The 24,156-nt window shown below is 61.7% G+C and carries 22 protein-coding genes; 14 read left to right on the top strand and 8 right to left on the bottom strand.

Features of this window, described 5'->3' with window-relative positions:
* The first annotated feature begins 48 nt into the window (after positions 1-48).
* Complete coding sequence (locus L1K66_RS02915; protein WP_252259539.1) at positions 49-1,713, top strand: alkaline phosphatase D family protein; 1,665 nt, start codon at positions 49-51, stop codon at positions 1,711-1,713.
* On the opposite strand, the gene L1K66_RS02920 is transcribed toward L1K66_RS02915, so the two are convergent.
* The 3 genes from L1K66_RS02920 to L1K66_RS02930 are packed head-to-tail and all read right to left on the bottom strand — an operon-like array spanning position 1,714 to position 2,674.
* Positions 1,714-1,905: a helix-turn-helix transcriptional regulator gene (locus tag L1K66_RS02920; RefSeq protein WP_252259540.1), complete on the bottom strand. Its 192-nt coding sequence runs from the start codon at positions 1,903-1,905 to the stop codon at positions 1,714-1,716.
* Positions 1,902-2,501: a hypothetical protein gene (locus tag L1K66_RS02925; protein WP_252259541.1), complete on the bottom strand. Its 600-nt coding sequence runs from the start codon at positions 2,499-2,501 to the stop codon at positions 1,902-1,904. The genes L1K66_RS02920 and L1K66_RS02925 overlap by 4 nt, the downstream gene beginning before the upstream one ends.
* The gene (locus L1K66_RS02930; protein ID WP_252259542.1) at positions 2,498-2,674 is read right to left on the bottom strand and encodes a hypothetical protein; all 177 of its coding nucleotides are present in this window, start codon (positions 2,672-2,674) and stop codon (positions 2,498-2,500) included. The genes L1K66_RS02925 and L1K66_RS02930 overlap by 4 nt, the downstream gene beginning before the upstream one ends.
* A gap of 355 nt (positions 2,675-3,029) precedes the next feature.
* On the opposite strand from L1K66_RS02930, the gene thrS reads away from it, so the two are divergent.
* Both thrS and L1K66_RS02940 read left to right on the top strand, forming a co-directional pair.
* Positions 3,030-5,027: a threonine--tRNA ligase gene (thrS, locus tag L1K66_RS02935; RefSeq protein ID WP_252259543.1), complete on the top strand. Its 1,998-nt coding sequence runs from the start codon at positions 3,030-3,032 to the stop codon at positions 5,025-5,027.
* Between the two features lie 4 nt (positions 5,028-5,031).
* Entirely contained in the window at positions 5,032-5,775 is a 744-nt protein-coding gene (locus L1K66_RS02940; RefSeq protein WP_252259544.1) for a sulfite exporter TauE/SafE family protein, read from the top strand.
* On the opposite strand, the gene L1K66_RS16425 is transcribed toward L1K66_RS02940, so the two are convergent.
* The 3 genes from L1K66_RS16425 to L1K66_RS02950 are packed head-to-tail and all read right to left on the bottom strand — an operon-like array spanning position 5,772 to position 8,668.
* Positions 5,772-5,906 (bottom strand): hypothetical protein, encoded by a 135-nt coding sequence (locus tag L1K66_RS16425; protein ID WP_256471479.1) that lies wholly within the window; start codon positions 5,904-5,906, stop codon positions 5,772-5,774. The two genes, L1K66_RS02940 and L1K66_RS16425, sit on opposite strands and share 4 nt — an antisense overlap.
* 34 nt (positions 5,907-5,940) lie before the next feature.
* On the bottom strand, positions 5,941-6,918 hold the full coding sequence (locus L1K66_RS02945; RefSeq protein WP_252259545.1) for an agmatine deiminase family protein: 978 nt from the start codon (positions 6,916-6,918) through the stop codon (positions 5,941-5,943).
* 49 nt (positions 6,919-6,967) lie between these two features.
* Positions 6,968-8,668, bottom strand: a complete 1,701-nt coding sequence (locus L1K66_RS02950; protein ID WP_252259546.1) for a M28 family metallopeptidase — start codon at positions 8,666-8,668, stop codon at positions 6,968-6,970.
* A gap of 90 nt (positions 8,669-8,758) precedes the next feature.
* Between L1K66_RS02950 and glnE the strand changes: the two genes are divergently transcribed.
* The 9 genes from glnE (at position 8,759) to L1K66_RS02995 (ending at position 20,517) form a co-directional block, all read left to right on the top strand.
* Entirely contained in the window at positions 8,759-11,506 is a 2,748-nt protein-coding gene (gene glnE / locus L1K66_RS02955; protein WP_252260575.1) for a bifunctional [glutamate--ammonia ligase]-adenylyl-L-tyrosine phosphorylase/[glutamate--ammonia-ligase] adenylyltransferase, read from the top strand.
* Entirely contained in the window at positions 11,499-11,972 is a 474-nt protein-coding gene (locus L1K66_RS02960; protein ID WP_034956308.1) for a peroxiredoxin, read from the top strand. Before glnE ends, L1K66_RS02960 begins: the two co-directional genes overlap by 8 nt.
* An 8-nt stretch (positions 11,973-11,980) precedes the next feature.
* A complete protein-coding gene (locus L1K66_RS02965) occupies positions 11,981-12,772 on the top strand; it encodes a ferritin-like domain-containing protein (protein WP_252259547.1) in 792 nt (263 codons plus the stop codon).
* A gap of 101 nt (positions 12,773-12,873) precedes the next feature.
* Positions 12,874-13,674 (top strand): M23 family metallopeptidase, encoded by an 801-nt coding sequence (locus tag L1K66_RS02970; protein WP_252259548.1) that lies wholly within the window; start codon positions 12,874-12,876, stop codon positions 13,672-13,674.
* 229 nt (positions 13,675-13,903) lie between these two features.
* On the top strand, positions 13,904-15,442 hold the full coding sequence (locus L1K66_RS02975) for an acyl-CoA synthetase (protein ID WP_252259549.1): 1,539 nt from the start codon (positions 13,904-13,906) through the stop codon (positions 15,440-15,442).
* Positions 15,439-16,731, top strand: a complete 1,293-nt coding sequence (locus L1K66_RS02980; protein WP_252259550.1) for a cytochrome P450 — start codon at positions 15,439-15,441, stop codon at positions 16,729-16,731. The genes L1K66_RS02975 and L1K66_RS02980 overlap by 4 nt, the downstream gene beginning before the upstream one ends.
* Before the next feature lie 194 nt (positions 16,732-16,925).
* The gene (locus tag L1K66_RS02985; RefSeq protein ID WP_252259551.1) at positions 16,926-17,567 is read left to right on the top strand and encodes an OB-fold-containig protein; all 642 of its coding nucleotides are present in this window, start codon (positions 16,926-16,928) and stop codon (positions 17,565-17,567) included.
* Positions 17,568-17,605: 38 nt separating this feature from the next.
* Positions 17,606-19,339: a flotillin family protein gene (locus tag L1K66_RS02990; protein ID WP_252259552.1), complete on the top strand. Its 1,734-nt coding sequence runs from the start codon at positions 17,606-17,608 to the stop codon at positions 19,337-19,339.
* A gap of 74 nt (positions 19,340-19,413) precedes the next feature.
* Positions 19,414-20,517, top strand: coding sequence for an ankyrin repeat domain-containing protein (locus tag L1K66_RS02995; protein ID WP_252259553.1), 1,104 nt, complete (start codon positions 19,414-19,416; stop codon positions 20,515-20,517).
* 10 nt (positions 20,518-20,527) lie between these two features.
* Here L1K66_RS02995 and galU read toward each other — a convergent pair whose 3' ends face one another.
* Positions 20,528-21,412, bottom strand: coding sequence for a UTP--glucose-1-phosphate uridylyltransferase GalU (galU, locus tag L1K66_RS03000; protein WP_252259554.1), 885 nt, complete (start codon positions 21,410-21,412; stop codon positions 20,528-20,530).
* Positions 21,413-21,516: 104 nt separating this feature from the next.
* On the opposite strand from galU, the gene murA reads away from it, so the two are divergent.
* Complete coding sequence (gene murA, locus L1K66_RS03005; protein ID WP_252259555.1) at positions 21,517-22,797, top strand: UDP-N-acetylglucosamine 1-carboxyvinyltransferase; 1,281 nt, start codon at positions 21,517-21,519, stop codon at positions 22,795-22,797.
* Here the strand turns inward: murA and L1K66_RS03010 are convergent.
* Positions 22,794-23,027, bottom strand: coding sequence for a ribbon-helix-helix domain-containing protein (locus tag L1K66_RS03010; protein ID WP_252259556.1), 234 nt, complete (start codon positions 23,025-23,027; stop codon positions 22,794-22,796). The genes murA and L1K66_RS03010 overlap by 4 nt on opposite strands.
* 350 nt (positions 23,028-23,377) lie before the next feature.
* Between L1K66_RS03010 and L1K66_RS03015 the strand changes: the two genes are divergently transcribed.
* Complete coding sequence (locus tag L1K66_RS03015; protein WP_252259557.1) at positions 23,378-24,154, top strand: helix-turn-helix domain-containing protein; 777 nt, start codon at positions 23,378-23,380, stop codon at positions 24,152-24,154.
* Positions 24,155-24,156: the final 2 nt, after the last annotated feature.

The following is a 24,156-nucleotide window of genomic DNA, read 5'->3' on the forward strand; positions in this document are numbered from 1 at the left end:
GAACCGGCTTGTCACGGGTGTGCAACGCATGCGATCTAGTCAGCCGCCATGATCAAGACCGAACCTGCGGCCCAGCCCGCCCCTTTGCCAACAGCCCTCACCCGCCGCGGAGTTTTCGGCCTCGCCGGTGTTTCCGCCGCCGTAGCCGCGTCGCCGGTCGCGGCCCGAGGATTTGGAACGGGTTTCACCCATTGCGTCGCCAGCGGAGAACCCGGATCGGACAAGGTGATGCTGTGGACGCGGTATGTGGCGGATCAGACGACCGACCTCATGTGGCAAGTGAGCGAAGGCGAAGACTTCTCGAACCCCGTGGCCGAAGGCAGCGCACGCGCCGCGGCAGAGCGTGACTGGTGCGCCAAGGCATGGGCGGACGGGCTCATGCCCAACCGCTGGTATTTTTACCGTTTCATCGCGCCCGATGGCACGGCTTCCCCCGTGGGCCGGACGCGGACACTGCCCGAAGGACCCACGCACAAGTTCCGGCTCGGCGTGTTTTCCTGTTCCAATTACGGTTTTGGCTGGTTCAACGCCTATGGCCATGCCGCCGAGGCAAACGACATCGACCTTGCCGTGCATCTGGGTGATTACATCTATGAATACGGGGCTGGCACCTACCCCTCTGCCGGTCAGGCGCATCCGGAGCGTGTTCTCGCTCCCGAAAGTGAAATTGTCGCGCTGACCGATTACCGCCTGCGTTACGCCACCTATCGCGCGGACCCCGATCTCCAGCGGCTGCATCAGGTCGTCCCGATGATCGCCGTATGGGACGATCATGAAAGCGCCAACGACAGCTGGAAGGATGGGGCGGAAAACCACCAGAGCGAAACCGAAGGCGAATGGGCCCTGCGCAAGGCCGCTGCGATCCGCGCCTATCGTGAATGGCTGCCGGTGTCGGACGCACCCTATTCCACTTTCGAGATTGGTGATCTGGCCACATTGTTCCGGCTCGACACCCGGCTTGAAGGGCGCGAGCAGCAGTTCAGCCTTGCAAAGATCATCGAAGGGCAAGCCAATCCCGAAGCGATGGTTTCCGCGCTTTCCACGTTCCGCGATGGCGAATGGTCCAATCCCAACCGGCAATTGCTGGGTGCAGTGCAGGAAGAATGGCTGGCAGAAGGTCTGGTTCAGTCGAAGTCCCGAGGGGCGACGTGGCAGGTGCTGGTGCAGCAGGTGCTGATGGGCAAGCTGGCCTCGCCCAAGGGCATGCTCGATCTGCTGGGCGATGGCCTGCCTGATTACGCGCGCCGGCGATTGATGGCCTCGTCGCTGGCTGCGGAGGCCGGACTGCCGCTGAATATGGACGCGTGGGATGGCTATCCGGCAGCACGCGAAAGGGTGTTCAAGGCCGGGCTCGAAGCCGATGCTAACCTGCTGGTGCTGGCAGGCGACACCCACAATGGCTGGGCATTCGACCTCGCGCAGGACGGGCAGAACGTCGGCGTGGAATTCGGCGTGTGTTCGGTCAGTTCGCCGGGCTTCGAAAGCTATCTGTCGATGATTCCGCCTGATACGCTCGCCGCGGCCGTGGTCGGATCGAATGAGGAGCTCAAATGGGCCGACACCGCTCAGCGCGGGTATATGACGGTCGAATTGACCCCTCAGCGGGCAACCACGGAATACCGCTTCCTCGAAGGGGTGCGCCAGCGTTCGACCCGGCTCGCCGCGACCAAGCGGATCAGCAGCGAAGCCGGATCGAACGCGCTGACCATGTGATCAGTCGCGGCTGAAGATTTCCTCGATCGCGAGGCCGAACACATCGGCGATCGCAAAGGCGAGCGGGAGCGAGGGGGCATAGCGGCCCTTCTCGATCGCGTTTACGCTCTGGCGGCTGACGCCAAGCCGGTCGGCGAGGTCCTGCTGGCTCCAGTCGCGCTCCGCGCGCAGCACCTTGAGGCGGTTCTTCACCGGATCTCTCCATAGGTGCCGTATTTCAACTTGTTGAAAATCGCACCGATTCCGAGGCCGAAACACCAGATTGTCGGCCACCAGAAGGCGGCAACCGGATCGACGATCTTGTAGGTTTCGAGAAAGCCCCAGATTGCCGCAAGCGTGAATGAGATCGCCGTCGCGATCAGGCCTTGCCGGACATAGAGCATGCGAAAGAACTCGTCCTGCTCCTCTATGATCAGCGCACCGAAGACCCAGATCACTCCGGCAAAAGACAGGCCGGGCAGGCTTGCGAGCAGCGCCGCTGGCCATCCGGTGACGCCGCGATCTTCGATCAGGTGTTCGGCAAGGAACAGGGTGATCAAGTAGAACGCCATGGTGATCGCCATGCGCGCCAGATACCGGTGCGACGCGCGCGTCTTGTCCTTCGAACTGCGCAGCGTCTTGACCAATGCGAACACCATCAGGCTGACGGGCAGCACTGCGAGGATATAGGCGGTGGTGATGTTGATCGCGTCCGACTTCCACAGGAACAGCAACGCCAGCGCGCTGAGCACCGAGGAGCCGGCCGCGACCAGACAGGCCTTGCTCGAAGAAATGCCCGTCGCGCTCATTGCAGGCAACTCCGCCCGCACCCTGTTTCGGCATTGAGCGAAGCCCAGGCCGCGCCGGAGAGGCCGGCGATCACGCCGAAGCTCGCGCCGTCGCTCATTCCCTGTGCCTGCATGAACACCGCTGCCGCAATGATGCCCGCTGCCCACAGCAAGGCTTTTCCAATATTGCTCATCGTAAAGCTCCCTTTCAACTATGGAAAGGATACTTGTCATTGATTCGCACAAATGTCAAACAAACTTTCCAATTTGGAGCCAACGCTTTCCCTTTTGGGCGGTTTCGAGATGGGTAATGACATCGCAACCGGGCGTCGCTATCTAACCCTCCCATGGCATCGATGCTCACCTTGACTACCACCACGACAACCTCGGCTTTCCGGGGGCGGTTGTTGTTGGGTTAGGTCCAGCGCTCTCGCCATCCGGTTTCGGGTGGCGCGGTGTCCTCCCGAAATCGTTCGCACTGCAACACCGCTCTTCCGGTATGCGCCCCTTTGTGGCAGGGCGCGCGCCATACGAAACGGAACGGATACGATGACGGAACTGCTCAAGATCAGCCTGCCCGACGGATCGGTGCGCGAAATGGAGCCGGGTTCGACCCCGGCAGACGTTGCCGCTGCAATCGGCCCCGGCCTTGCCAAGGCCGCGCTTGCCGCGCGCGTCAATGGCGAAGTGCGCGATCTCAACCGCCCGTTCGAAGGAGATTCAGAGCTGGCTTTGATCACTTCGCGTGACGAGGAGGACGCGCTCGAATTGGCGCGGCATGACTTCGCGCATGTTCTCGCCGAAGCGGTGCAGGCGCTTTGGCCCGGCACGCAGATCACTTTCGGCCCGGCGACAGACGACGGGTTCTACTATGACGTCATGGCCCCCGCCAACCGCGAGCCTTTCGGCATGGATGACTTGCCCGCGATCGAGGAAAAGATGCGCGAGATCATCCGCGCCGACAAGCCGCTGCGCCGAGAAGTGTGGAGCCGCCAGCAGCTGATCGAGAAATGGGAGGCCGAGGGCGAAGCCTTCAAGGCCGAATGGGCCAAGGAGCTTCCCGAGAACGAGGAGCTGACGGTTTACTGGTCGGGTGACGACTGGCTCGACATGTGCCGTGGCCCGCACCTTGCCTCCACCGGCAAGCTCGATCCCGATGCCTTCAAACTGATGCGCACCGCCGGGGCATACTGGCGCGGCGACCAGAAGAATGCGCAGCTGACCCGCATCTACGGCACCGGCTGGCTCAACAAGAAGCAGCTGAACGCTCACCTCACCCGGTTGGAAGAAGCGGCCAAGCGCGACCATCGCAAGCTGGGCCGCGAGATGGACCTGTTCCACTTGCAGGAAGAGGCCCACGGCAGTGTGTTCTGGCACCCCAAGGGCTATCGCATCTGGCGCGAGCTGGAGGCCTACATGCGCCGCAAGATGGACGGCGCGGGCTATCGCGAGATCAAGACCCCGCAGCTGATGGACGTACGCCAGTGGACCCAGTCAGGCCATTGGGGGAAGTACGCGCAGAACATGTTCGCGGTGCCGGACATTGTGCCGGACGTCGACGAGGAGAGCGGAGCCGCCTCTCCGAGGATCGCCGATGATGCCGACTGGATGGCGATCAAGCCGATGAACTGCCCTGCCCACGTGATGGTGTTCAAACAGGGCATCACGTCCTACCGCGATCTGCCGATCCGGCTGGGCGAGATGGGCTGCTGCCACCGCAACGAGCCGCATGGCGCGCTGCATGGGCTGATGCGCGTGCGCCAGTTCACGCAGGACGATGCGCATATCTTCTGCACAGAGGCACAGGTGGTGTCGGAAGTGCAGGCCTTCATCTCGCTGGCCGACAGCGTCTACAAGGATTTCGGCTTCACCTATGACATCAAGCTGGCGCTGCGCCCTGAGCAGCGTTTTGGTAGCGATGCCGACTGGGACAAGGCCGAACAGGAACTGCGCGACGCGCTTGCCGCTAACGGGCTCGAATGGGAAGAACTGCCCGGTGAGGGCGCGTTCTATGCCCCCAAGCTCGAATGGCACCTGACCGACGCGATCGGGCGCACCTGGCAGGTCGGCACGATCCAGTCAGACCGTGTGCTACCCGAAAGGCTCGATGCGAATTTCATTGGTGAAGACGGCGAGAAGCATCGCCCTGTCATGCTGCACCGCGCGATCTTCGGTTCGTACGAGCGGTTCATCGGCATTTTGATCGAGCACTTTGCCGGGCGTCTCCCCGCATGGCTCGCGCCGGTGCAGGCGGTGGTGGCCACCATCGTGTCCGACGCGGACGGATACGCGGCGGAGGTCACCGCGAAACTGAAGGCGGCAGGCATCCGCGTCGAAACCGACACGCGCAATGAAAAGATCAACTACAAGGTTCGCGAACACAGCCTTGCCAAAGTTCCGCACCTGCTGGTGGTCGGCAAGCGTGAAGCCGAGGAAGGCAGTGTCGCGGTGCGCACCTTGGGCGAGCAGCACCAGAAGGTGATGAGCCTTGATGAAGCGATCACCATGCTGCGCGATGCGGCGGCCCCGCCCGATCTGAAGGTCTGACAGCTTGGAATTTCTTGACGGCTTGAGCGCGGTCCAGATCGCGATCGCGCTTGTCGCGACGCTGGCATCGGCCTTTGTGCGCGGGCTCACCGGGTTCGGCATGGCGATTCTGCTGGTGCCGATCCTTGCGCTGGCGCTCAGCCCGGTGGAGGCTGTGCTGGTCGGCAATGGTCTGTCACTGCTGATCGGCGCGATTGAGCTTCCCCGGCTTGTGCGCGGCGCAGAGCGCTCGGCCTGGACCATTGGCGCGGTGTGTCTGCTTGCGACGCCGTTCGGCCTTCTCGCGCTTGCTGCGACTGGCGCCGATCTCGCCCGGCTGATCATCGCGCTGATTGCCTTGAGCGCGTTCTTGGCAATCCTTCTGCCGCGCCGTTCGGCCGTGCAACCGGGGGCACTCGCTACCGGCGGAGTTGGTCTGATCAGCGGTTTGATGACCGGATACGCTGGGATGCCGGGTCCTCCGGTCGTGCCCTATTATGTCGGGCGGGATTTGCCGCGTGAAACGACCAAGACTTCGATGATGCTGATCTTCACGATCGCGGGCGGAGCAGGTCTGATATCGGGCGTTCTGACCGGAGTGATGGCGCTTGAGCTGCTGCTGCTGTCGTTGCTGCTGTTTCCGGCAGTCATTGCAGGAAACCGCTTGGGCGAACGCGCAAGCGGCACCGTGAGCGATCCGGTATGGCGCACATTGGTCGGAATGGTGCTGGGCGCGGCAGCCATCGCTGCCCTGCTGAAACTGCTTTAAAAGGGCAGAACCTTGCCAGCGAAGATGAGCGCGGCGGCGCATCCCAGCACGATCGCGCTGCTCAACGCGTCGCGTTGACGGCGAAGGGCCTCGTCATAGGCTGCGCGGGAAAGGGTAATCGCTCGGCTCATACGATGAGGATCGCGAAAAAGTCCTAAGGGATCGTTAAGCCTTCGGCATCTGCTGACTGGCGCAGTGAAAGCCGCCCCCGCCCGCTAATACGGCTTCGGCCCGAAGTCCGACCGTCTCGCGGTCAGGGAACAGCGCGGCAATCGCCGCAACCCCGGCCTCGTCATGCGGCGATCCGAAAACCGGCACGACCACCAGATGCGTGGTGATTGCAAAATTGACGTAGCTGGCGGGCTCGATCACGCCCTCTCGGGTAATCAAACCGGGCGAGGGTATGCGCACCACTTCGACGCCGAATGCCTCCGCCCGCGCCGTGGCCTCGGCATAGATCGCGGCGTTGGGATCATCCTTGCCGGTGGCTTCGGGTACAATCAGCCGGTTCGGGCCGACGAAGCGCGCAAGATTGTCGACATGGCCATCGGTGTGATCGTTGATCAATCCGTCACCCAGCCACAACACCCGGTCAAAACCCAGCGTGCGCGACAATTCGGCCTCGATCTCCGTGCGTGACATGCCGGGATTGCGATTGGGGTTGAGCAGGCACTGCTCCGTGGTGGCGACAAGCCCGGTGCCATCACCATCGAGCGCACCGCCTTCGAGCACCATGGCCGAGGTTTGGAGCGGCAAATCGGCATCCTGTGCGAGTTCGGCGCCAATGGTCTGGTCACCCGGCATCAGATACTTTCCGCCCCAGCCATTGAAGCCGAAGCGCCACGCCGATCGGGCTTCGCCAGCGCTGACGATCAGAGGCCCGGTGTCGCGCAACCAGACGTCGCCATAGACGCGCTGTTCAAGCCGCACTTTCCCGCTCACCAATTGCCGGGCCCGCGTGGCATTTGCTTCGTCGCGGACCAGCAGCCGGACTTCCTGACCGCTTTCGGCAACTGCACTTGCGAAAGCCGCGATCTGGACCTGCGCCGGCTCCAGCCAGCCGGGCCACTCATCGGCAAGATGCGGGAAGCCGATCCACAGCCAATCCTGCGCCGCCCATTCAGGGGGCATCAAATACGCCATCTCCGGTCTCAGCCCCCTTTTGCGGCTTTTGTGCTGCCTTCAGCCCCGTTCAACAGCCCGAGGCGGATGCAGCGCAGCTTTCGTCGCGGATGGCGCGGAATTCGTCGCCTTCGACCCAATTGGGCCAGCTCGAACTCATCGCCATCATCCGGCCGAGGCGGTACATCAACTGGAGATCAGCCATCACGCCCGACCAGTCCCAGTTCTCATCAAACTCGTCCTTTGGTCCGTGATAGCGGTTAGCGCGATACTCCTCGGAAATCGCCTTGCCGGCTTCGCGACCCCCTTCGATCAGGTCTTCCCCGCCATCGACGTAAAGCATGGGCACACCCTGCTTGGCGAAGGCGAAGTGATCGGAACGGTAGTAATAGCCCGCTTCGGGATTGGGGTTGGGTGTCGCCACCCGTCCGTCGGCTACCAGCGCGGCTTCAAGGAATTGATCCAGCTGTGATTTTCCGGGGCCGACAACGGTCACGTCCTTGGACGGGCCGGCAATCAGGAAGGCGTCCATGTTGACCCCGCCCACCGTCTGATCGAGCGGGAATACCGGATTGGTCGCGTAATAATGCGCGCCAAGCAGACCGGATTCCTCTGCTGTCACCGCAAGGAAGACGAGGCTGCGCTTGGGTGCGCCTGCCTTCGAATGCGCCTCGGCAAGGGCGACCAGTGCGGCCGTGCCGGTGGCATTGTCCACCGCACCATTGCAAATGTTGTCCCCGTCATCCGCCGGGGGATTGCAGGTGCCCAGATGATCCCAGTGTGCGGTATAGAGCACGTATTCATCCGGCGCCTCACTGCCCGGCAGCACTCCGATCACGTTCTGCGACTTGAAGCTGCGCATGGAGTTCTGGAAGCTCGTCGACGCCGTCATGCCAAGCTCGACCGCCTTGAAGCCCTTGGTCTTCGCCGCCTTTGTAAGAGCGTCGAGATCCTGCCCTGCGGCAGCCAGTATTTCGCCGGCCACATCCTTTTGCACCCAGCCGTTCACCAGCGTCATCGGCGGCGGATTGTCGCCGCGCGCCGCATAGGCCTGCGGCCCACCCCATGAACTTTCGACGACGTTCCAGCCATAGCTCGCCGGCGCGGTATCGTGGACGATCAACGCGGCCGCGGCACCTTGCCTTGCGGCTTCTTCATACTTGTAGGTCCAGCGGCCATAAAACGTCATGGCCTTGCCGTTGAACGGCCCTTCGAGACCTTCCGATTCCCAGTCAGGATCATTGACGAGGATGACCACCGTCTTGCCTTCGACATCGACCCCTTCGTAGTCGTTCCAGCCGCGCTCTGGTGCGTTTATGCCGTATCCGACGAACACCATTTCGCTGTTGGCAAGCTGGGTCTGCGCGTCTTCGCGATAGGTCACGCCGGTCCATTCGCTGCCGTAATCATAGACCAGATCGGTTTCGCCATTGGTGATGGTGAGCGGAGCGAAGTTGCTGCCAGTGATTTCGACCAGCGGCACTTCCTGAACCCAGCTGTCACCATTGCCGGGCTGCAGGCCGGCAGCGGCAAAGCGCTCCGTCAACAGGGCAACCGTCAGTTCCTCGCCCTTTGTGCCGGGCATCCGGCCACCGAATTCGTCGGAGGACAGCTGACGGGTAATGTCGACCATGGTTTCCTGAGAGATTTCACCGGCGGCGATCTCGGGAATGTCGAGCTCGGGCGCCGATTCCGTCATCAGATCCTCGCAACCCGAAAGGGTCAGCGCCCCGGCAGCAAGGCTGGCCAGCATCAATGCCCGTTTGATCATCGAAATGTCCTCTCATCGCAAAAATTCGTGGCGACCCTTTCGCAGATGGGCTTGCGGCTCGCAAGCGGCTTGGCCAAGGACTATGGCGAGATGGCGAAACCTGCCGAACCCGACTGGATCGCAGCGCTGGCGCGTGCGCGCAGCCATGCGCCGTTTCTTGCCCGGGCTCTGGAGCGGCAACCTGAACTCGATGCGCTCTTGTGTGATGGCAGGTGCGAGGAAGCACTGGCATGGACAAGGGAGCAAGGTGAGAGCGCGGATGATCCCGCAGTCGCCTTGCGTCGGCAACGCCTTGGATTGGCGACCACCGTAGCCATCGCCGATCTTGCCGGAGCTTTCGATCTTGCCCGGGTGGTAAGGGAACTCACCGATTTTGCCGATCACGCGCTGGACACAGCGATCCGGATAGCCATCAGCGAACGAACCGGAGAACGGCATGCAGACGGCATGATCGCGCTGGCTCTCGGCAAGCAGGGTGCGGGCGAGCTCAACTATTCGTCCGATATCGATCCCATCCTGCTCTATGATCGCGAACGTCTGCCATGCCGCGCAACCGAAGACCCCGGCGAAGCGGCGCAGCGTTACGCGAGGCGGGTCATAAAGCTGCTTTCTGATAACACCCCTGAGGGATACGTCGTTCGCGTCGATCTGCGATTGCGGCCCGCGAGCGAGATCAGCCCGCTGGTCGTGCCAGTGGGAACGGCGCGAACGCATTACCAGGGGCAAGCTCTGGCGTGGGAACGCGCCGCCTTCATTCGCGCCCGCGCGGCCGCGGCTGACGTTGCTGCGGGGGAAGCCTTCCTGTCGGAGATCTCGCCATTCGTGTGGCGATCAACGCTCGATTTTGGCGCGATTGAGGAAATCCGCGCGCTCACCTTGCGTATCCGGCAAAGCAACGAAGGATCACTGAAGCCCGGCCCCGGCTTCGATGTGAAACGCGGCAGGGGCGGGATTCGCGAAGTCGAATTCTTCGTCCAGACACACCAGTTGATCCATGGCGGGCGTGATCGTTCGTTAAGGGTCAAGGGCACCCGTGCGGCGCTTGACGCACTGGCGGCGGCGGGCAGGATCGAAGCCGCCGAGGCAGAGATGCTGGGCGTGGCCTATGACAGGCTCCGCACCATCGAGCACCGGTTGCAAATGGTGGGCGACCGGCAGACCCACTCCCTCCCCGATGGGGCGGCGCTGGACAATGTCGCATGGCTGGACGGTCTCGGCAGCGGTGAAGTCCTCGTCGAAGAGCTTTCAGAAATTACAGCCTGCGTGGCCGGCAGCTATGATCGACTGATCGGCGATCCGAAGCCGCAGGCGGCCCGTCCGGCTTCACCTGCGCCTGTGATCGAACAGATCGGTGACCTGCCATTGCCCGAACGGATTTCAGGGCACGAACAGCTTGCGGAAAGGATCGAGGGCTGGCGTGACGGGCGATATCAAGCCTTGCGCTCGCCACAGGCGCTGGCGGCCTTCGATGCGCTGATCCCGGTTCTGGCCAAGGCTTTCGTCGAGGCCGATGATCCGGAACATGCATTGGCGCGATGGGAACGACTGCTGGAGCAGGCGAGCTCCGCAATCAACCTGTTCCATCTCCTCAAGGCCCGTCCGGCATTGTTGAGCAGGCTAGTATCCACCCTCACCCTGTCGCCGACACTGGCCGATGACCTTGGTCGGCATCCCGGATTGCTCGATGTCCTGATCGACGATTCCTCGATGGAGCTTCCGGGTTCGGTATCTGAGTTGGCTGCCTTGATGCGCCAGCGCGCGCCCCGCGACGACTACGAAGCCACGCTCGACGGCATCCGGCAGGTAACCAGCGAGTACCGGTTTGCACTTGGGGTGCAACTGATCGAGGCGCGTCACAATCCGCCCGCCATCGCTTGCGGATTGTCACGTCTGGCCGAGGCGGCAATCCTGACGGCGGCGCAGGCAGCCGAGGAGGAGTTCGCTCGCGTCCACGGGCGCATCGCGGATAACGAGCTGGTTATCCTCGGGCTCGGCAGGCTGGGCGGCGGAGCGCTGACCCATGCTTCTGATCTCGACATGATCTACCTCTTCTCAGGGGACTATTCGCGTGAATCCGATGGCAAGCGGCCGCTCGGCGGGACCCTCTATTTCAACCGCCTCGCCAGCCGTGTCACGGCGGCGCTTTCAGTTCCGACCGCGCAGGGCGCCCTCTACGAAGTCGATACCCGGTTGCGCCCTCAAGGCAATCAAGGCCCGCTGGCGGTTTCGATCGAAGCTTTCGAGAAGTACCAGAAGGAGAGCGCGTGGACCTGGGAGCACATGGCTTTGGCCCGGGCACGGGTTCTGGTCGGCCCAGACGCTGCGCGTGCGCGGCTGGCGCAGGTTTTCTCCGATGTCCTCGCGCAACCACGCGACTTGGAAGAGGTTCGCACAGCAATCCTGACGATGCGCGGCGAGATGGCAGAGCATAAGCCGCCCCGCGGCCCGCTTGACGTGAAGCTGCTGCGCGGCGGTCTGGTTGATGTCGAGTTTCTCGTCCATTGCCTCCAGTTGCAACACGCCTCGCGACTGGCCCCGGTTGAACCGTCCTTGCTCAGCCAGGATCTGCCGGAGGCTATCAGGGCGCTGCAGCGCCATGGCCTTGCCCCCGAAGCGCTGCTGCCCGCATATCTCCTGATGACAGACATTCTGGTTGCCGGCCGGCTGCTTGCCCCCGATGGGCTTGAGCCGCCTTCCGCCGCCGGACAAGCGCTGGTGCGGGCATGCGGAAGGGCCAGCTATTCGGAACTGCTAAACGATCTTGCCGTTGCCCGTTCATCCGTTGCCCATGCATGGGCGCAGACATTCGATCAGACATTGGAGACAGACAATGAGTGACTTCCCCTCGGTTGGCGATGCCATCCCTGATATCGCGATGGAGACCCCAGACGGCGGAACGGTGAAGCCGTCGGACTTCAAGGGCGAAAAGCTCGTCATTTTCTTCTACCCGAAAGACGACACACCGGGCTGCACCACCGAGAACAAGGATTTCTCCGCACTCGTCGATGAATTCGCCGCTGCTGGCACAAGGCTGCTGGGTGTGAGCAAGGACCCTGCCAAGAAGCACCAGAAGTTCATTGCCAAGCATGATCTGAAGGCGCCGCTCGCCAGCGACCCGGAAGAAGCGGGACTGGCCGATGCGCTCGGCGTGTGGGCCGAAAAGCAGATGTACGGCAAGACCTATATGGGAATGGTCCGCAGCACCTATCTCATTGATACCGATGGAAAAATTGCTCAGGTCTGGAGCAAGGTGAAGGTCAAGGGCCATGCCGAAGAGGTGTTGGCCGCGGCAAAGGCGCTCTGATCGCGTCGATGCAAAGCGTTTCCAGTGCCATTCGCGACGCGTTGCTGGCGGGCGACCCGACCGCCAAGTGTTTTGCCGCGCGCGATGTTGCCCGCCGTTGGCGCAGGGGTCAGCTCACGCCCGAATTCGAAGCCAAGATGCCCGACGAGCCGGCACGTCCCGAGCGTCCGGAATTGCTGCCTCCGGGCCAAATGCCCAAGCGCGGCAAGTTCGGTTCCGAGCGAGCGCGCATCGCGCTCTGGCACAGCCTGGCGCATATTGAATTTGTCGCGATTGACCTCGCGCTTGATATGGCAGGGCGTTTCGGAGCTGAGATGGGGGATGAGTTTGTCTCCGATTTCCTGTCCGTTGCGAGCGATGAGGCGATGCATTTCGCACTGCTTGACCGAAAGCTCGGAACTCTCGGCAGCCACTATGGTGCTTTGCCGGCTCATGGCGGATTGTGGCAGGCGGCGCATGAAACCCGGCATGACGTTGCCGCACGCCTCGCTGTAGTTCCGATGGTGCTGGAGGCGCGCGGACTTGATGTCACACCTGCGACATTGGAACGGGTCAAGGCGGCGGGTGATGAACACGGCGCGAAGATTCTTGCGCGCATCCTTGACGACGAAATTCGCCATGTCGGATTCGGCACCAAGCACTTTCTGAAGGTTGCCGAGGGTCGCGACGAGTCACCGCAAGCTACGTGGAAATCCTTGGTTCGGGAGCACTTCCGAGGGCCGGTTAAGCCACCGTTCAACGACTCAGCGCGTCTTGCAGCCGGTTTGTCGCGGGACTTTTATACAGATGTTGCGCTTTAACGAATCGCGTCGATAACTGCCTTCACCACGAAGGACGTTCAGGCGTCCGCCAACAAGATCGAGACGTCCGGGCAGCTCCGTTTGCCTGCATAAAACAAGAATTGGCGCTCTTGATCGAACGAGGAATGGCAATAGCCAGTCAGGACCGGGTCTGTATGAATTCGCTTTTGAAGCGTCCAGTTTTCAGGATTGCCGCAGCATTTGGCGCCGCCATTTCGCTGATGGCCACCAGCCCGGTTGCTGCAAGTTCATCTGCTAATGCGGTTGCTTCTGCCGATGTGGCCGAGCCCGTTCGTGACGCCTCCGGCGACACACTGACTTCCAGTGATGATCGTTTCCGTGAACTCTTCGCCAGCTGGACTTCGCTCGACAATGCCGGTCCGCAAACACCGGGCGCGCCTTCACCTGCTTTTGAGCGTCCTACAGTTTCCGTTCCCTCGCTCATGCCACTGAGCACCGCGCGCCTGACCAGCGGATATGGAATGCGTGACCATCCAGTCCTGCGTTCACGCCGCCAGCACAACGGTGTCGACCTCGCCGCACCTTCGGGCACGCCGGTGTATGCCACGGCGGATGGCCTTGTTAGCCGCGCCGACTGGTTTTCGAGCTATGGCCTTTATATCAACATCGACCACGGCGCCGAGCTGGAGACGCGCTATGCTCACCTGTCGCGCCTTGCGGTCGCTGCGGGTGAACGTGTCCAGAAAGGTGACTTGATCGGTTATGTCGGTTCCACTGGCCGGTCGACCGGGCCGCACCTTCATTACGAAGTTCGTGTTGATGGGGTTGCAGTCAATCCAATTCCCTATATGGTAGAAACCGAAGCGCAAATGCGCATGGCAACCAGCAGCGTAGATTTGCTGCCCGGACGTCGCCGCGCAGGAGCAGCAGGCGGCCCCTGAGCTGCCGGAAAAGGATAGCCCGCCTGGAAGCGGGTCGGACATTGGAGAGGGTGTCCGAGTATAGGCGGCGGGTTTTCCCGCCGCCTTTTTTCGTAACTGATCCGGTTACATGAGGCAGCATTCGCAGGCTCCGTTTTCGCTTGAGTGCTCCGCCGCTCCCGCTAGTTTTGCGCAAGAGAGAGGCGCGTGTGCATTGAATCCGCACCGCGCTGCATGGGAGAAAATCTGAATGAATTTGCATCCGGTTGCGCATGCCGTGAGTCGTCCTGATCACCCCGCCGTCATCATGTCCGGCAGCGGTGCGCAGATGACGTTCAAGGAGATGGACGACGCAGCGAACCGCTTTTCCCATCTGGTGCGCGCGCGGGGATTGGGCGTCGGCGATGCCTTTGCGGTACTGCTCGAAAATCGAATTGAGTATTTCACGCTGATCTGGGGTTCCCAGCGTGCAGGGACGATGCTGGTGCCGATTTCGACCCGGCTGACCGCACCCGAAATCGCCTATATCCTGAAAGACAGCGAAGCGAAGTTTCTGATCACGTCGGATGCCTATCGCGGCGTTCTCGACGGAATTCGCGCCGAATGCCCCGAATTGCCCATTCTCGTAGTCGATGGAGATGCTGGCGACAGCTTTCATCAGGAACTCTCGGCCCAGCCCGTTGAGCCGATCGCCGATCAGAGTGCGGGTATGGTGATGCTGTATTCGTCTGGTACGACTGGGCGCCCGAAAGGCATTCGCCCGGCGCCGCCGGCGGATCCCGATCCCTTTGCGCCCGTGCCCTTGATGGGGCTGGCGACCATGGGGGCAGGGATGCCTGCCGACGGCTCCATGGTCTATCTTTCCCCCGCGCCGCTGTATCATGCAGCGCCCATTGGCTGGTGTTCTGTCGCTCACCGTCTGGGAGCGACAATTGTTGTGATGGAAAAATTCGATCCCGAGGCTGCCCTTGCCGCGATCGAGAAATACCGGGTGACCGACAGCCAATGGGTGCCCACGCATTTCGTGCGCTTCCTGAAGCTCGAACCAGAGGTCCGCCAGCGCTATGATCTGTCCAGCCATCAGCGCGCACTTCACGCCGCAGCGCCTTGCCCTGTACCGATCAAGCGCGAAATGATCGAATGGTGGGGTCCGATCGTAAATGAATATTATGCCGGCAGCGAAAGCATCGGCATGACGCTGGTGAAGAGCGAGCAATGGCTCGCCCATCCCGGCACTGTCGGGTTGCCAATCTATGGCAAGCTGCATATCTGCGGCCCCGATGGCGAGGAATTGCCCGCGGGTCAGGATGGCCTGATCTATTTCGAGAACGATCTTCTGCCGACCTACCACAACGATCCGGAGAAGACCCGCGAGGCAATGCATCCGAAAGGCTGGATGACCTTGGGCGATATCGGCCATGTCGATGCGGACGGTTTCCTCTACCTCACCGATCGCAAGAGCCACATGATCATCTCTGGCGGCGTGAACATCTATCCGCAGGAGATCGAGAACCTGCTGGTCACCCACGAGAAGATCATGGATGCGGCCGTTATCGGCGCGCCGTGCCCCGATCTGGGGGAAAAGGTCGTCGCGGTGGTGCAGCCGCGCGACATGGCAGACGCGGGCGACGCGCTTGAAGCGGAGCTGCGTGAATTCCTTGCGCCAAGCCTTTCGCGGATCAAGATGCCCAAGTTGTTCGATTTCCGCCCCGACCTCCCGCGAGAGGCCAATGGCAAGCTCTACAAGCGCGAGTTGCGCGATGAATATGCGGCGAAAGCCGCGTCGTGAGCCAAACTGCCATCCTGCCGACCGATCTCGCCAAGGCGGTGATCGATCCTCATTCCTACGCCGAATGGAACGGGCTGCTCGACGCATTCGACCATATCCGGGGCACTACCCCTGTGGCGAAGGTGGTTCCCGAGATCGAGGGTTTGTTCGAACCCTTCTGGCTCGTCACCGCCTATGACGATGTGATGCGCATTTCGAAGGATAATGCGACATTCCTCAACAACCCCCGCCCGGTGGTCTTCAGCTTCAACCAGGCTATCGAGTTCTCCCGTGCGGCGACGGGTTCCAATATGCTGGTGGATTCATTGGTGGTGTTCGATGCACCAATTCACCCCAAGTACCGCAAGCTGACGCAGGACTGGTTCATGCCGCGCAATCTCGCACGGATCGAAGCGGAGATCCGGGAGCTTGCGCACAGGACCGTTGATCGCATGATCGCGGCCGGACCGGAGCTGGATTTCGTCAAGGAGGTGGCCGGGCCCTACCCGCTGCGCGTGGTGATGCAGATCCTCGGGGTGCCGCCTGAGGACGAGCCGCGCATGCAAATGCTTACCCAGCAATTGTTCGGCGGGCAGGACAAGGACCTTTCGGGGACGGGCATGGACAACATGACCCCGGAACAGGTGGTGCAGATTGTTGCAGGAGCGGTGAAGACCTTCGAGGATTACTTTGCCGGGATAGCCGAGGACAGGCGGCGCCACCCGACCGATGATGTCGCCAGCGTTATCGCCAATGCGCTGGTGGATGGTGAGCCGCTGCCGCCGCGCGATATGGCCGGGTATTACATCATCGTCGCTACGGCGGGCCACGACACCACGTCGGCAAGCACGGCAGGGGCAATGCAGGCGCTTGCGAACGATCCCGAGCAGTGGGCACGAGTGAAGGCAGATCGTTCGCTGCTACCCGGGATTGTTGAGGAAGCGATTCGTTGGACCAGCCCGGTGCAGCACTTCATGCGCACGGCGGCATGCGATGTCGAAATTGGCGGGCAGGAGGTCAAGGCGGGCGACTGGATGATGATCAATTACGTCGCTGCCAATCATGACCCGGCTCAATTCGCCAATCCGCGCAAGTTTGATGCTTCGCGTTCGCCAAACCGGCATCTGGCGTTTGGTGCCGGGGCGCATCAATGCCTGGGCCTGCATCTGGCCCGGCTCGAAATGCGCATTCTGTTCGAAGCATTGCTTGACCGGGTCGAGAGGGTCGAACCGGCTGGCGAAGCAAAACGGGCAACCAGCACGTTTGTTGGCGGTTTGAAGACGCTTCCACTAAAGATCAGGGCGGGGTAAGCACTGGATATGGGGTCGCGCCGTAATAAAACAAGATCGATTGCGAACAAAAGTTTCGCATTGTGTTTTATTGCGACTCAAATACGAATTATCTGGTCTTTTTCGCCTGATTGCGCTAGTTGCATGTGCATGGGAAAAATCAGCAACAACATTGCCGCTAACTTTGCGGCGCGCTCCTTTGCGGGTGAAATCCGATGATCCTGCTTGAGCCGCACAACATGCCGTTCGCCATTGCTCTGGCCGCGCTCTTCGTCATCGCGTTTCTGCAGGTTATCGGCGCTGGCGACCTGTTCGAGGGTGCCGACGATATCGAGATCGAAATGGATGCGGATGTTGCCGACGGGCTTGAAGCCAGTGGCTTCATGGACGGGCTGTTCACGCTGCTGGGGCTCGGCAAGGTTCCGTTCCTGATCTGGCTGTCTTGCCTGCTGTTCGTTTTCTCCGTCATTGGAGTGTTCGGCCAGTGGATTATCAGCGGTGTGACGGGCGCGCCGCTGGGTGCCGGTTTCGCGGCCTTGCTGGCGGGCGCTGCCGCGCTGCCGCTTAACGGACTGTTTGTCCGCCCGATCGGCGCCTTGCTGCCCAAGGACGAATCCACGGCGGTCAATCTGGAAAGCCTGGTGCGGCGCGATGCCGTGATCCAGACCGGCACAGCCCGCACTGCATCGCCCGCGCGCGCCAAGGTGAAAGACGCGTTCGGCCATCCTCATTTCGTCATGGTCGAGCCACATGATCCCACCGCAGAGCTGGCCGAAGGCGAAACCGTGATGCTGGTGCGCCGCGAAGGGCAGGTGTTCTTCGGCGTACGATACGAAAGCCCGATGCTTAGGCCCTGAGCAGGCTGAGAGCGCGAGAGAGTTAGACAGGAGAGTATATGGACCTTTGGACGATCATCACCATCGGCGGCGGCGGTATCGCGCTGCTGCTTATCATCTTCATCATGCTCACGACCCTTTATCGTCGTGCATCGAAGGAAATCGCCTTCGTTCGCACCGGTGTCGGTGGTGAAAAGGTGGTGATGAATGGCGGCGCGCTGGTGCTGCCGGTGTTCCATGAAACCATGCCGGTCAACATGAACACGCTCGTGCTGAGCGTGGTGCGCAAGGACACCGAGGCGCTGATCACGCTCGATCGTCTGCGGATCGACGTGAAGGCCGAATTCTACGTTCGCGTGCGCCCCGATGCCGGGGCAATCGCGATGGCGGCGCAGACCTTGGGCATGCGCACGATGCAGCCTGATGCTCTCAAGGATCTGGTTGAAGGCAAGTTCGTCGACGCGCTGCGTTCCGTCGCAGCCGGCATGAGCATGAACGAATTGCACGAACAGCGCGCCGATTTCGTCCAGAAGGTGCAGCAGGTTTCATCCAACGACCTCGCGATGAACGGACTCGAACTGGAATCGGTCTCGCTCACCGGGCTTGACCAGACCAGCATCGAACACTTCAACGCCAACAACGCGTTTGACGCCGAAGGTCTCACCAAGCTGACCGAGCAGATCGAAGCCCGCAAGAAGCTGCGCAACGACATCGAACAGGACACCCGCGTCCAGATCGAGACGAAGAATCTGGAAGCCGATCAGCGCAGCTTCGAGATCGGTCGCGACAAGGAATACGCCCGCCTCCAACAGGAACGCGAAGTCGAAATCCGTCGCGCTGCGCAAATGTCCGAAATCGCCCGCGAGCAGGCGGAGCGTCAGCGCGAAGCGGACGCCGCACGGATCGAAGCCAAGAAGCAGGTCGACGCCCAGCAGATCGAGGCTGATCGTCTCGTAGAGGAAGCGCGGATCGACCAACAGCGTGCGCTAGAAATCGCCCGGCAGGAACAGCAGATCGCGGTGCAGAACAAGAGCCGCGAAGAAAGTCAGGCGAAAGCCGAAGCCGACGATGCGCGCGCCAAGGCGGTCGAGGCGGAGGAACGCGTCACCACATCACGTGAGAGCGAGATTGCCGAGCGTCAGAAGAAAATCGAACTGATCGAAGCGGCCAAACAGGCCGAACGCGACGCGATCAAGATCAAGGTCGATGCCGAGGCCGAGCGTGACGCTGCATTGAACCGCGCCGAGGCGATCCGCCGCGAAGCCGAAGGTGAGGCAGAGGCCGAGAAACTCCGCGCAGAAGCAGCGCGCGTCCGTTTCGAGGTCGAGGCTGCCGGCCAACGCGCCGTCAACGAAGCTGCGAACATCCTCTCGATGGATCAGATCAGCCTTCAGACCAAGCTGGCTTTGCTCAAGGTCCTCCCCGAAGTCATTCGCGAAAGCGCGAAGCCGATGGAAGCGATCGATTCCATCAAGATCGTGCAGGTCGACGGCCTCACCAATGGGGGCGGATCGGGCGGCAAGGGCGCTGCGGGCGGCGGTACCGGCAACCTTGCGACCGATGCCGTGTCCGCCGCGCTTGCCTATCGCGTGCAAGCTCCTGTGCTTGACGGGCTGATGAAGGAACTGGGCCTTGATGGCTCCAATCTTTCGGGTCTGGTTAACGGGGCGGCCAGCGGAGTAGGCGGGGTTGACCTCGGTACCGGCAAGGCGCCGGCGGATGCGGAAGCGCACGTCGCGGACCAGCGCAAGACTGCTCCGAACAAGGACGACAGTCAGAGCGCCGAGGGTTAAGCCGACCCCGCATTTGGCAACCAGAAGGGGCGCTGCATTGCGGCGCCCCTTTCTCTTCCCGGAGATCCGCGACCATGGCCCGCAAGCGCAAGACTTTACCCAAGGAGTTTGACGAGATCCTCCGGTCCGGTGATCTGTCAGCCATGCGTGCGGTGTTTGATGCCTGCGAGCTGGATGCCCAAGGGAGCTATCTGAAACACACAGCACTCGCCTATGTAGATTGCCCTGATGACCTCGCGCGCTGGCTTGTCGCCGAAGGGGCCGACCTTGAGGCAGCCGACAGATACGGCCGATCCCCTTTGCATTCGCGGGCCGGGCATTGGCAAGGTGACATTGCGGTACTCATCGAGCTTGGGGCCAAGGTCGATCGCCCCGACGGAGCTGAAAGCCCGCTGCACGCTGCCGCTCGGGTCCAGAATCTCGCTGCCGCGCGCTTGTTGCTGGAACATGGGGCGCGCTGGAATGCGCGCGATCACCATGGGCTGACCCCCCTTGCAGCGGGATTGCAACAGTGCAGCAACGCCTCGCTCGCTGCCATGGCGTCGATGGCCGAACTCCTGCTTGAGGCCGGCGGTACAGGCCCGAAGCCCGGCCTGTTCACCCGACTCATTGGCAAGGCTCCGCGCAGCGAGGCCGATGATCCCGCGCTCAAGGCAATGGTGCGAAAGCTGGGGGAGAATTTCGAATTCCATCGTACCGACTTCAATCCGGACACGGTCGATGAAGCGAGCGCAGGCCTTGAGCGACTGTATGCGTTGTTCTCGGTACCCCCGGTTCCCCGCCGGGATCTGCACCCGATCGACAAGCCGATCATCTTGCCTGAGGGTGGCTGGCAAGACGCGCATCAGGCGCTTTGGAAGGCACTTGTCCCCGGCACGGGTGCAGCGCCGAGTGTGCAAGGCGAGGTCATCCGCATTTCCGGGCGTGTCGCGGATGAGATTGTCCGCAACGGCGGGATCAACTGGGACGATAACTACCGCGAGATGGTCGATGCTTTCGACGCTCATATGGCATCGGGCATGCCGCTGCCGGATGAAGCGCTTGCCAGGTCGCGTGTTACGGCAAGCGAGATACGGCGCAAGCGGGGCGATCCTGCGGTCTTGATGGAGCTAGCGGTCCAATGGGTCGCGCTGAACCCCATGCCGATCGCATTGGCAAAGCCCGACTACGACCGGTGAGTTGCAGCGCCTAACGCGCCAAAAGCCGCTCCGCTATCGCTCGCACCTCGGCGCCCATGTCTTCGCGCTCAAGCGCCAGCGCCAAAGTCGCCTCGACGAAACCCGTCTTGCTGCCGCAATCGTAACGCTTGCCATCGAAGGTGACTGCGTGAAACGGCTGAGTCCCGATCATCCGCGCCATCGCATCGGTCAGCTGGATTTCACCGCCCGCGCCCTTCTCCTGATTTTCGAGCGTACGCATCACTTCGGGTTGCAGGATGTAACGGCCCGAAATGATCTTGTTCGAGGGTGCCTTTTCGACCGGCGGCTTCTCAACCAGTCCCTTCACCTCGGTCAATGCGCCGTCGGCCGCGCCCGGATCAATCACGCCATAGCTGGAGACTTCCTCCATCGGCACTTCCAGCACGCTGATCAGATTGCCGCCGACCTGTTCATAGGCGTCCACCATCTGCTTCATGCAGCCGGTGCCGCCCTTGTGGCCGATCATCAGCTCGTCCGGCAGGAAGATGGCGAAGGGTTCGTCCCCCACGATGGCCCGCGCACACCAGATCGCGTGACCCAGCCCCATCGGAACCTGCTGGCGGACCGTGATGATGTCACCCGGAGTCGCACGGGTCGGGTCGAGCACGCTCATGTCCTTGCCGCGTTCGCTCATCGTGCTTTCGAGTTCATAGGCCATGTCGAAATGTTCGACGATCGCGGTCTTGCCGCGGCCAGTGACGAAGATCATCTGCTCGATCCCCGCCTCGCGCGCTTCGTCCACGGCGTACTGGATCAAGGGTCGATCCACGATCGGCAGCAATTCCTTCGGGATCGCCTTTGTCGCGGGAAGGAAGCGTGTGCCGAGCCCGGCTACCGGGAATACGGCCTTCTTGATCGGTTTCTGGCTGTTCATGACGTACCGGTTAGGCCCTCGTTATCATTTCCGTCAACTGCGCGGGTTGTAACCTTGCCATGTGACGTTTGCGCGGCGCTGCAAACACGATAAAGGCAGAGGCCATGGACAAACTCATCATTCGTGGCGGCAACCGCCTTTCCGGCACCATTCCGATCTCGGGGGCCAAGAACGCCGCCCTCACCCTGATCCCCTGCGCTCTGCTTACCGAAGAGCCGGTGACGCTGCGCAACCTGCCGCGGCTGGCGGACATCGACGGTTTCCAGCACCTGATGAACCAGTTCGGTGTCACCACCGTCATCCAGGGGACGCGGCCCGAAGATTTCGGGCGCGTGATGAGCATGGAGGCGACGCGCATCACCTCCACCGTCGCGCCATACGATCTGGTCCGCAAGATGCGCGCGTCGATCCTCGTGCTTGGTCCGATGCTGGCCCGTATGGGTGAGGCCACGGTGTCGATGCCCGGTGGCTGCGCCATCGGCAACCGGCCCATCGACCTGCACCTGAAGGCACTTGAAGCCTTCGGGGCGAAGATCGAGCTGGCGCAAGGCTACGTGAAGGCGACCGCGCCTGAAGGCGGATTGCCCGGCGGCGAGTTCGACTTTCCGGTCGTATCCGTCGGCGCGACCGAGAACGCGGTGATGGCAGCCGTGCTCGCCAACGGAACCTGCAAGCTCTTCAACGCCGCACGCGAGCCGGAGATCGTTGACCTGTGCAACCTGTTGGTGGCGATGGGCGCGGAGATCGAAGGTATCGGCACCTCCGACCTCACCATCCACGGGGTCAAGCGGCTGCATGGCGCGACCTACCGGGTCATGCCCGACCGGATCGAAGCCGGTTCCTATGCTTGCGCCGCCGCCATCACCGGAGGCGACGTGCGGCTGGAAGGTGCCAACGCGCATGACATGGCTTCGACCATTCACGCCCTGCGCGCCATCGGAGTCGAGATCGACGAGGACAAGAAGGGCATCACCGTCCGCGCCAACGGCAAGCTCAAGCCGGCAAATCTCACCACTGCGCCTTTCCCCGGCCTTGCCACCGACATGCAGGCACAATTGATGAGCCTGCTGTGCAAGGCCGAAGGCACCAGCGTCCTCAAGGAAACGATCTTCGAAAACCGTTTCATGCACGTGCCTGAACTGGCGCGCATGGGGGCTGACATCGCCACCGAAGGTCGCACCGCGATTGTCAAAGGGCCGGTCAAGCTGACCGGAGCCGAAGTCATGGCGACCGATCTGCGCGCTTCGATGAGCCTGATCATCGCCGCGCTCGCCGCGGAAGGCGAGACGACCGTGCGCCGCATCTATCACCTCGACCGCGGATACGAGCGGCTGGAGGAGAAGCTGCAACTGGTGGGCGCCGATATCGAACGCGTCGACGACTAACCTATAGTCTGCGTCACCAACCACACCCGGATCGCGCTGGCGAGGCCGGGCGGGGTGGGTGACTTTATCCGCTCCGCATCGATCCGCCCGACGAGCGCGCTGATCGCAACGCCTTCGTTTTGTGCCGCTTCCTTGAGCATGTCCCAGAATACGGGCTCCAGGCTGATCGAGGTCTTGTGCCCGGCGATCTGGATCGAGCGTTTGACCGGGGGATGATAGGGCGGCGTCATGCGCGATGCGATAGCATGGAAGCCGCACCCTGTCCGCATCGCGCTTTTGCGCAGGTGCGAAGGAAATTGACAAAGCTGACACGGTGTCACGCGCCATTTCGGCGGCCAATCATCTGATTAAACGAAGGAAAATGGGCGAAAAGTGAAATTGACACTTATCCAAATTTAAAAAATTTCTCTCCCCGCCAACTGGACCAGAAAACCGACAGTTTGAAAGAGCCGCATCCGGCATAGCGGGCGCAAGCCATGTAGGAAAATCGCGATTGCACCCCAATCGTTGCGCGTATGTCATGGCGCACACAAGATTTTTGGGGTGGCCCTTCGCCGGGCTTGTCTCCACACAGTCGGGCATGACTGCCGCGATCGATCAACTGACCGAAAAGGAGAAGGAAACCCTGCGCCTGATCGTGCGCGGGCATGACGCCAAATCGGCGGCGATCGAGCTGGATCTCTCGGTGCATACGATCAACGAGAGGTTGCGATCCGCGCGGCGCAAGCTGGATGTCACCAGCAGCCGCGAAGCCGCGCGTGTGCTTTACGAGAGCGAAGCACAGGCCGCCGAGAGAACCCCCCAAAAACTTGCATACGAACATTTGGGGGATGCGGCGATGCTGCCATCGCCCGATGATCCTTCCATCAGGAAACGGGGCCGAAGCCCGGCTCTCTGGATTGGAGGAATTATCATGATGATGACACTCGCAGCCGTAATCGCGTTTGTTCAATCGGGCGGATGGGAAGTGCAAACTGGTGGCTGGGAAGCCCGGTCTGAAGTGGCGGATTCATCCGCCGCTGCGCAGGAAGATGCAATCCGCGAACAAGCTGCACGGGAATGGCTGGCTCTGGTCGACAAGAGCGATCTGGAAACCAGCTTTGCGGCAACCACGTCAGCTTTCCGCTCTGCCGTGGACCTTGCCATGTTCAAATCCGCAACCGCTGCAGCAAGGGCGCCACTCGGCGAAGTGTTGGAACGACGGGCAATCCAGTTCACTACCGTGAATGAAGCGGGCAAAACCTATGAAATCGCGCTGTTCCGCACCGATTTCGAAAACCGCGTTGGCGTGATCGAGCGCGTCGCGATGGAACGCGATGGCGGGCAGTTGAAAGTCGGCGGCTATTTCATCCAGTAGCC

The sequence above is a fragment of the Erythrobacter aurantius genome, from assembly GCF_023823125.1.
Taxonomy (GTDB): domain Bacteria; phylum Pseudomonadota; class Alphaproteobacteria; order Sphingomonadales; family Sphingomonadaceae; genus Erythrobacter; species Erythrobacter aurantius.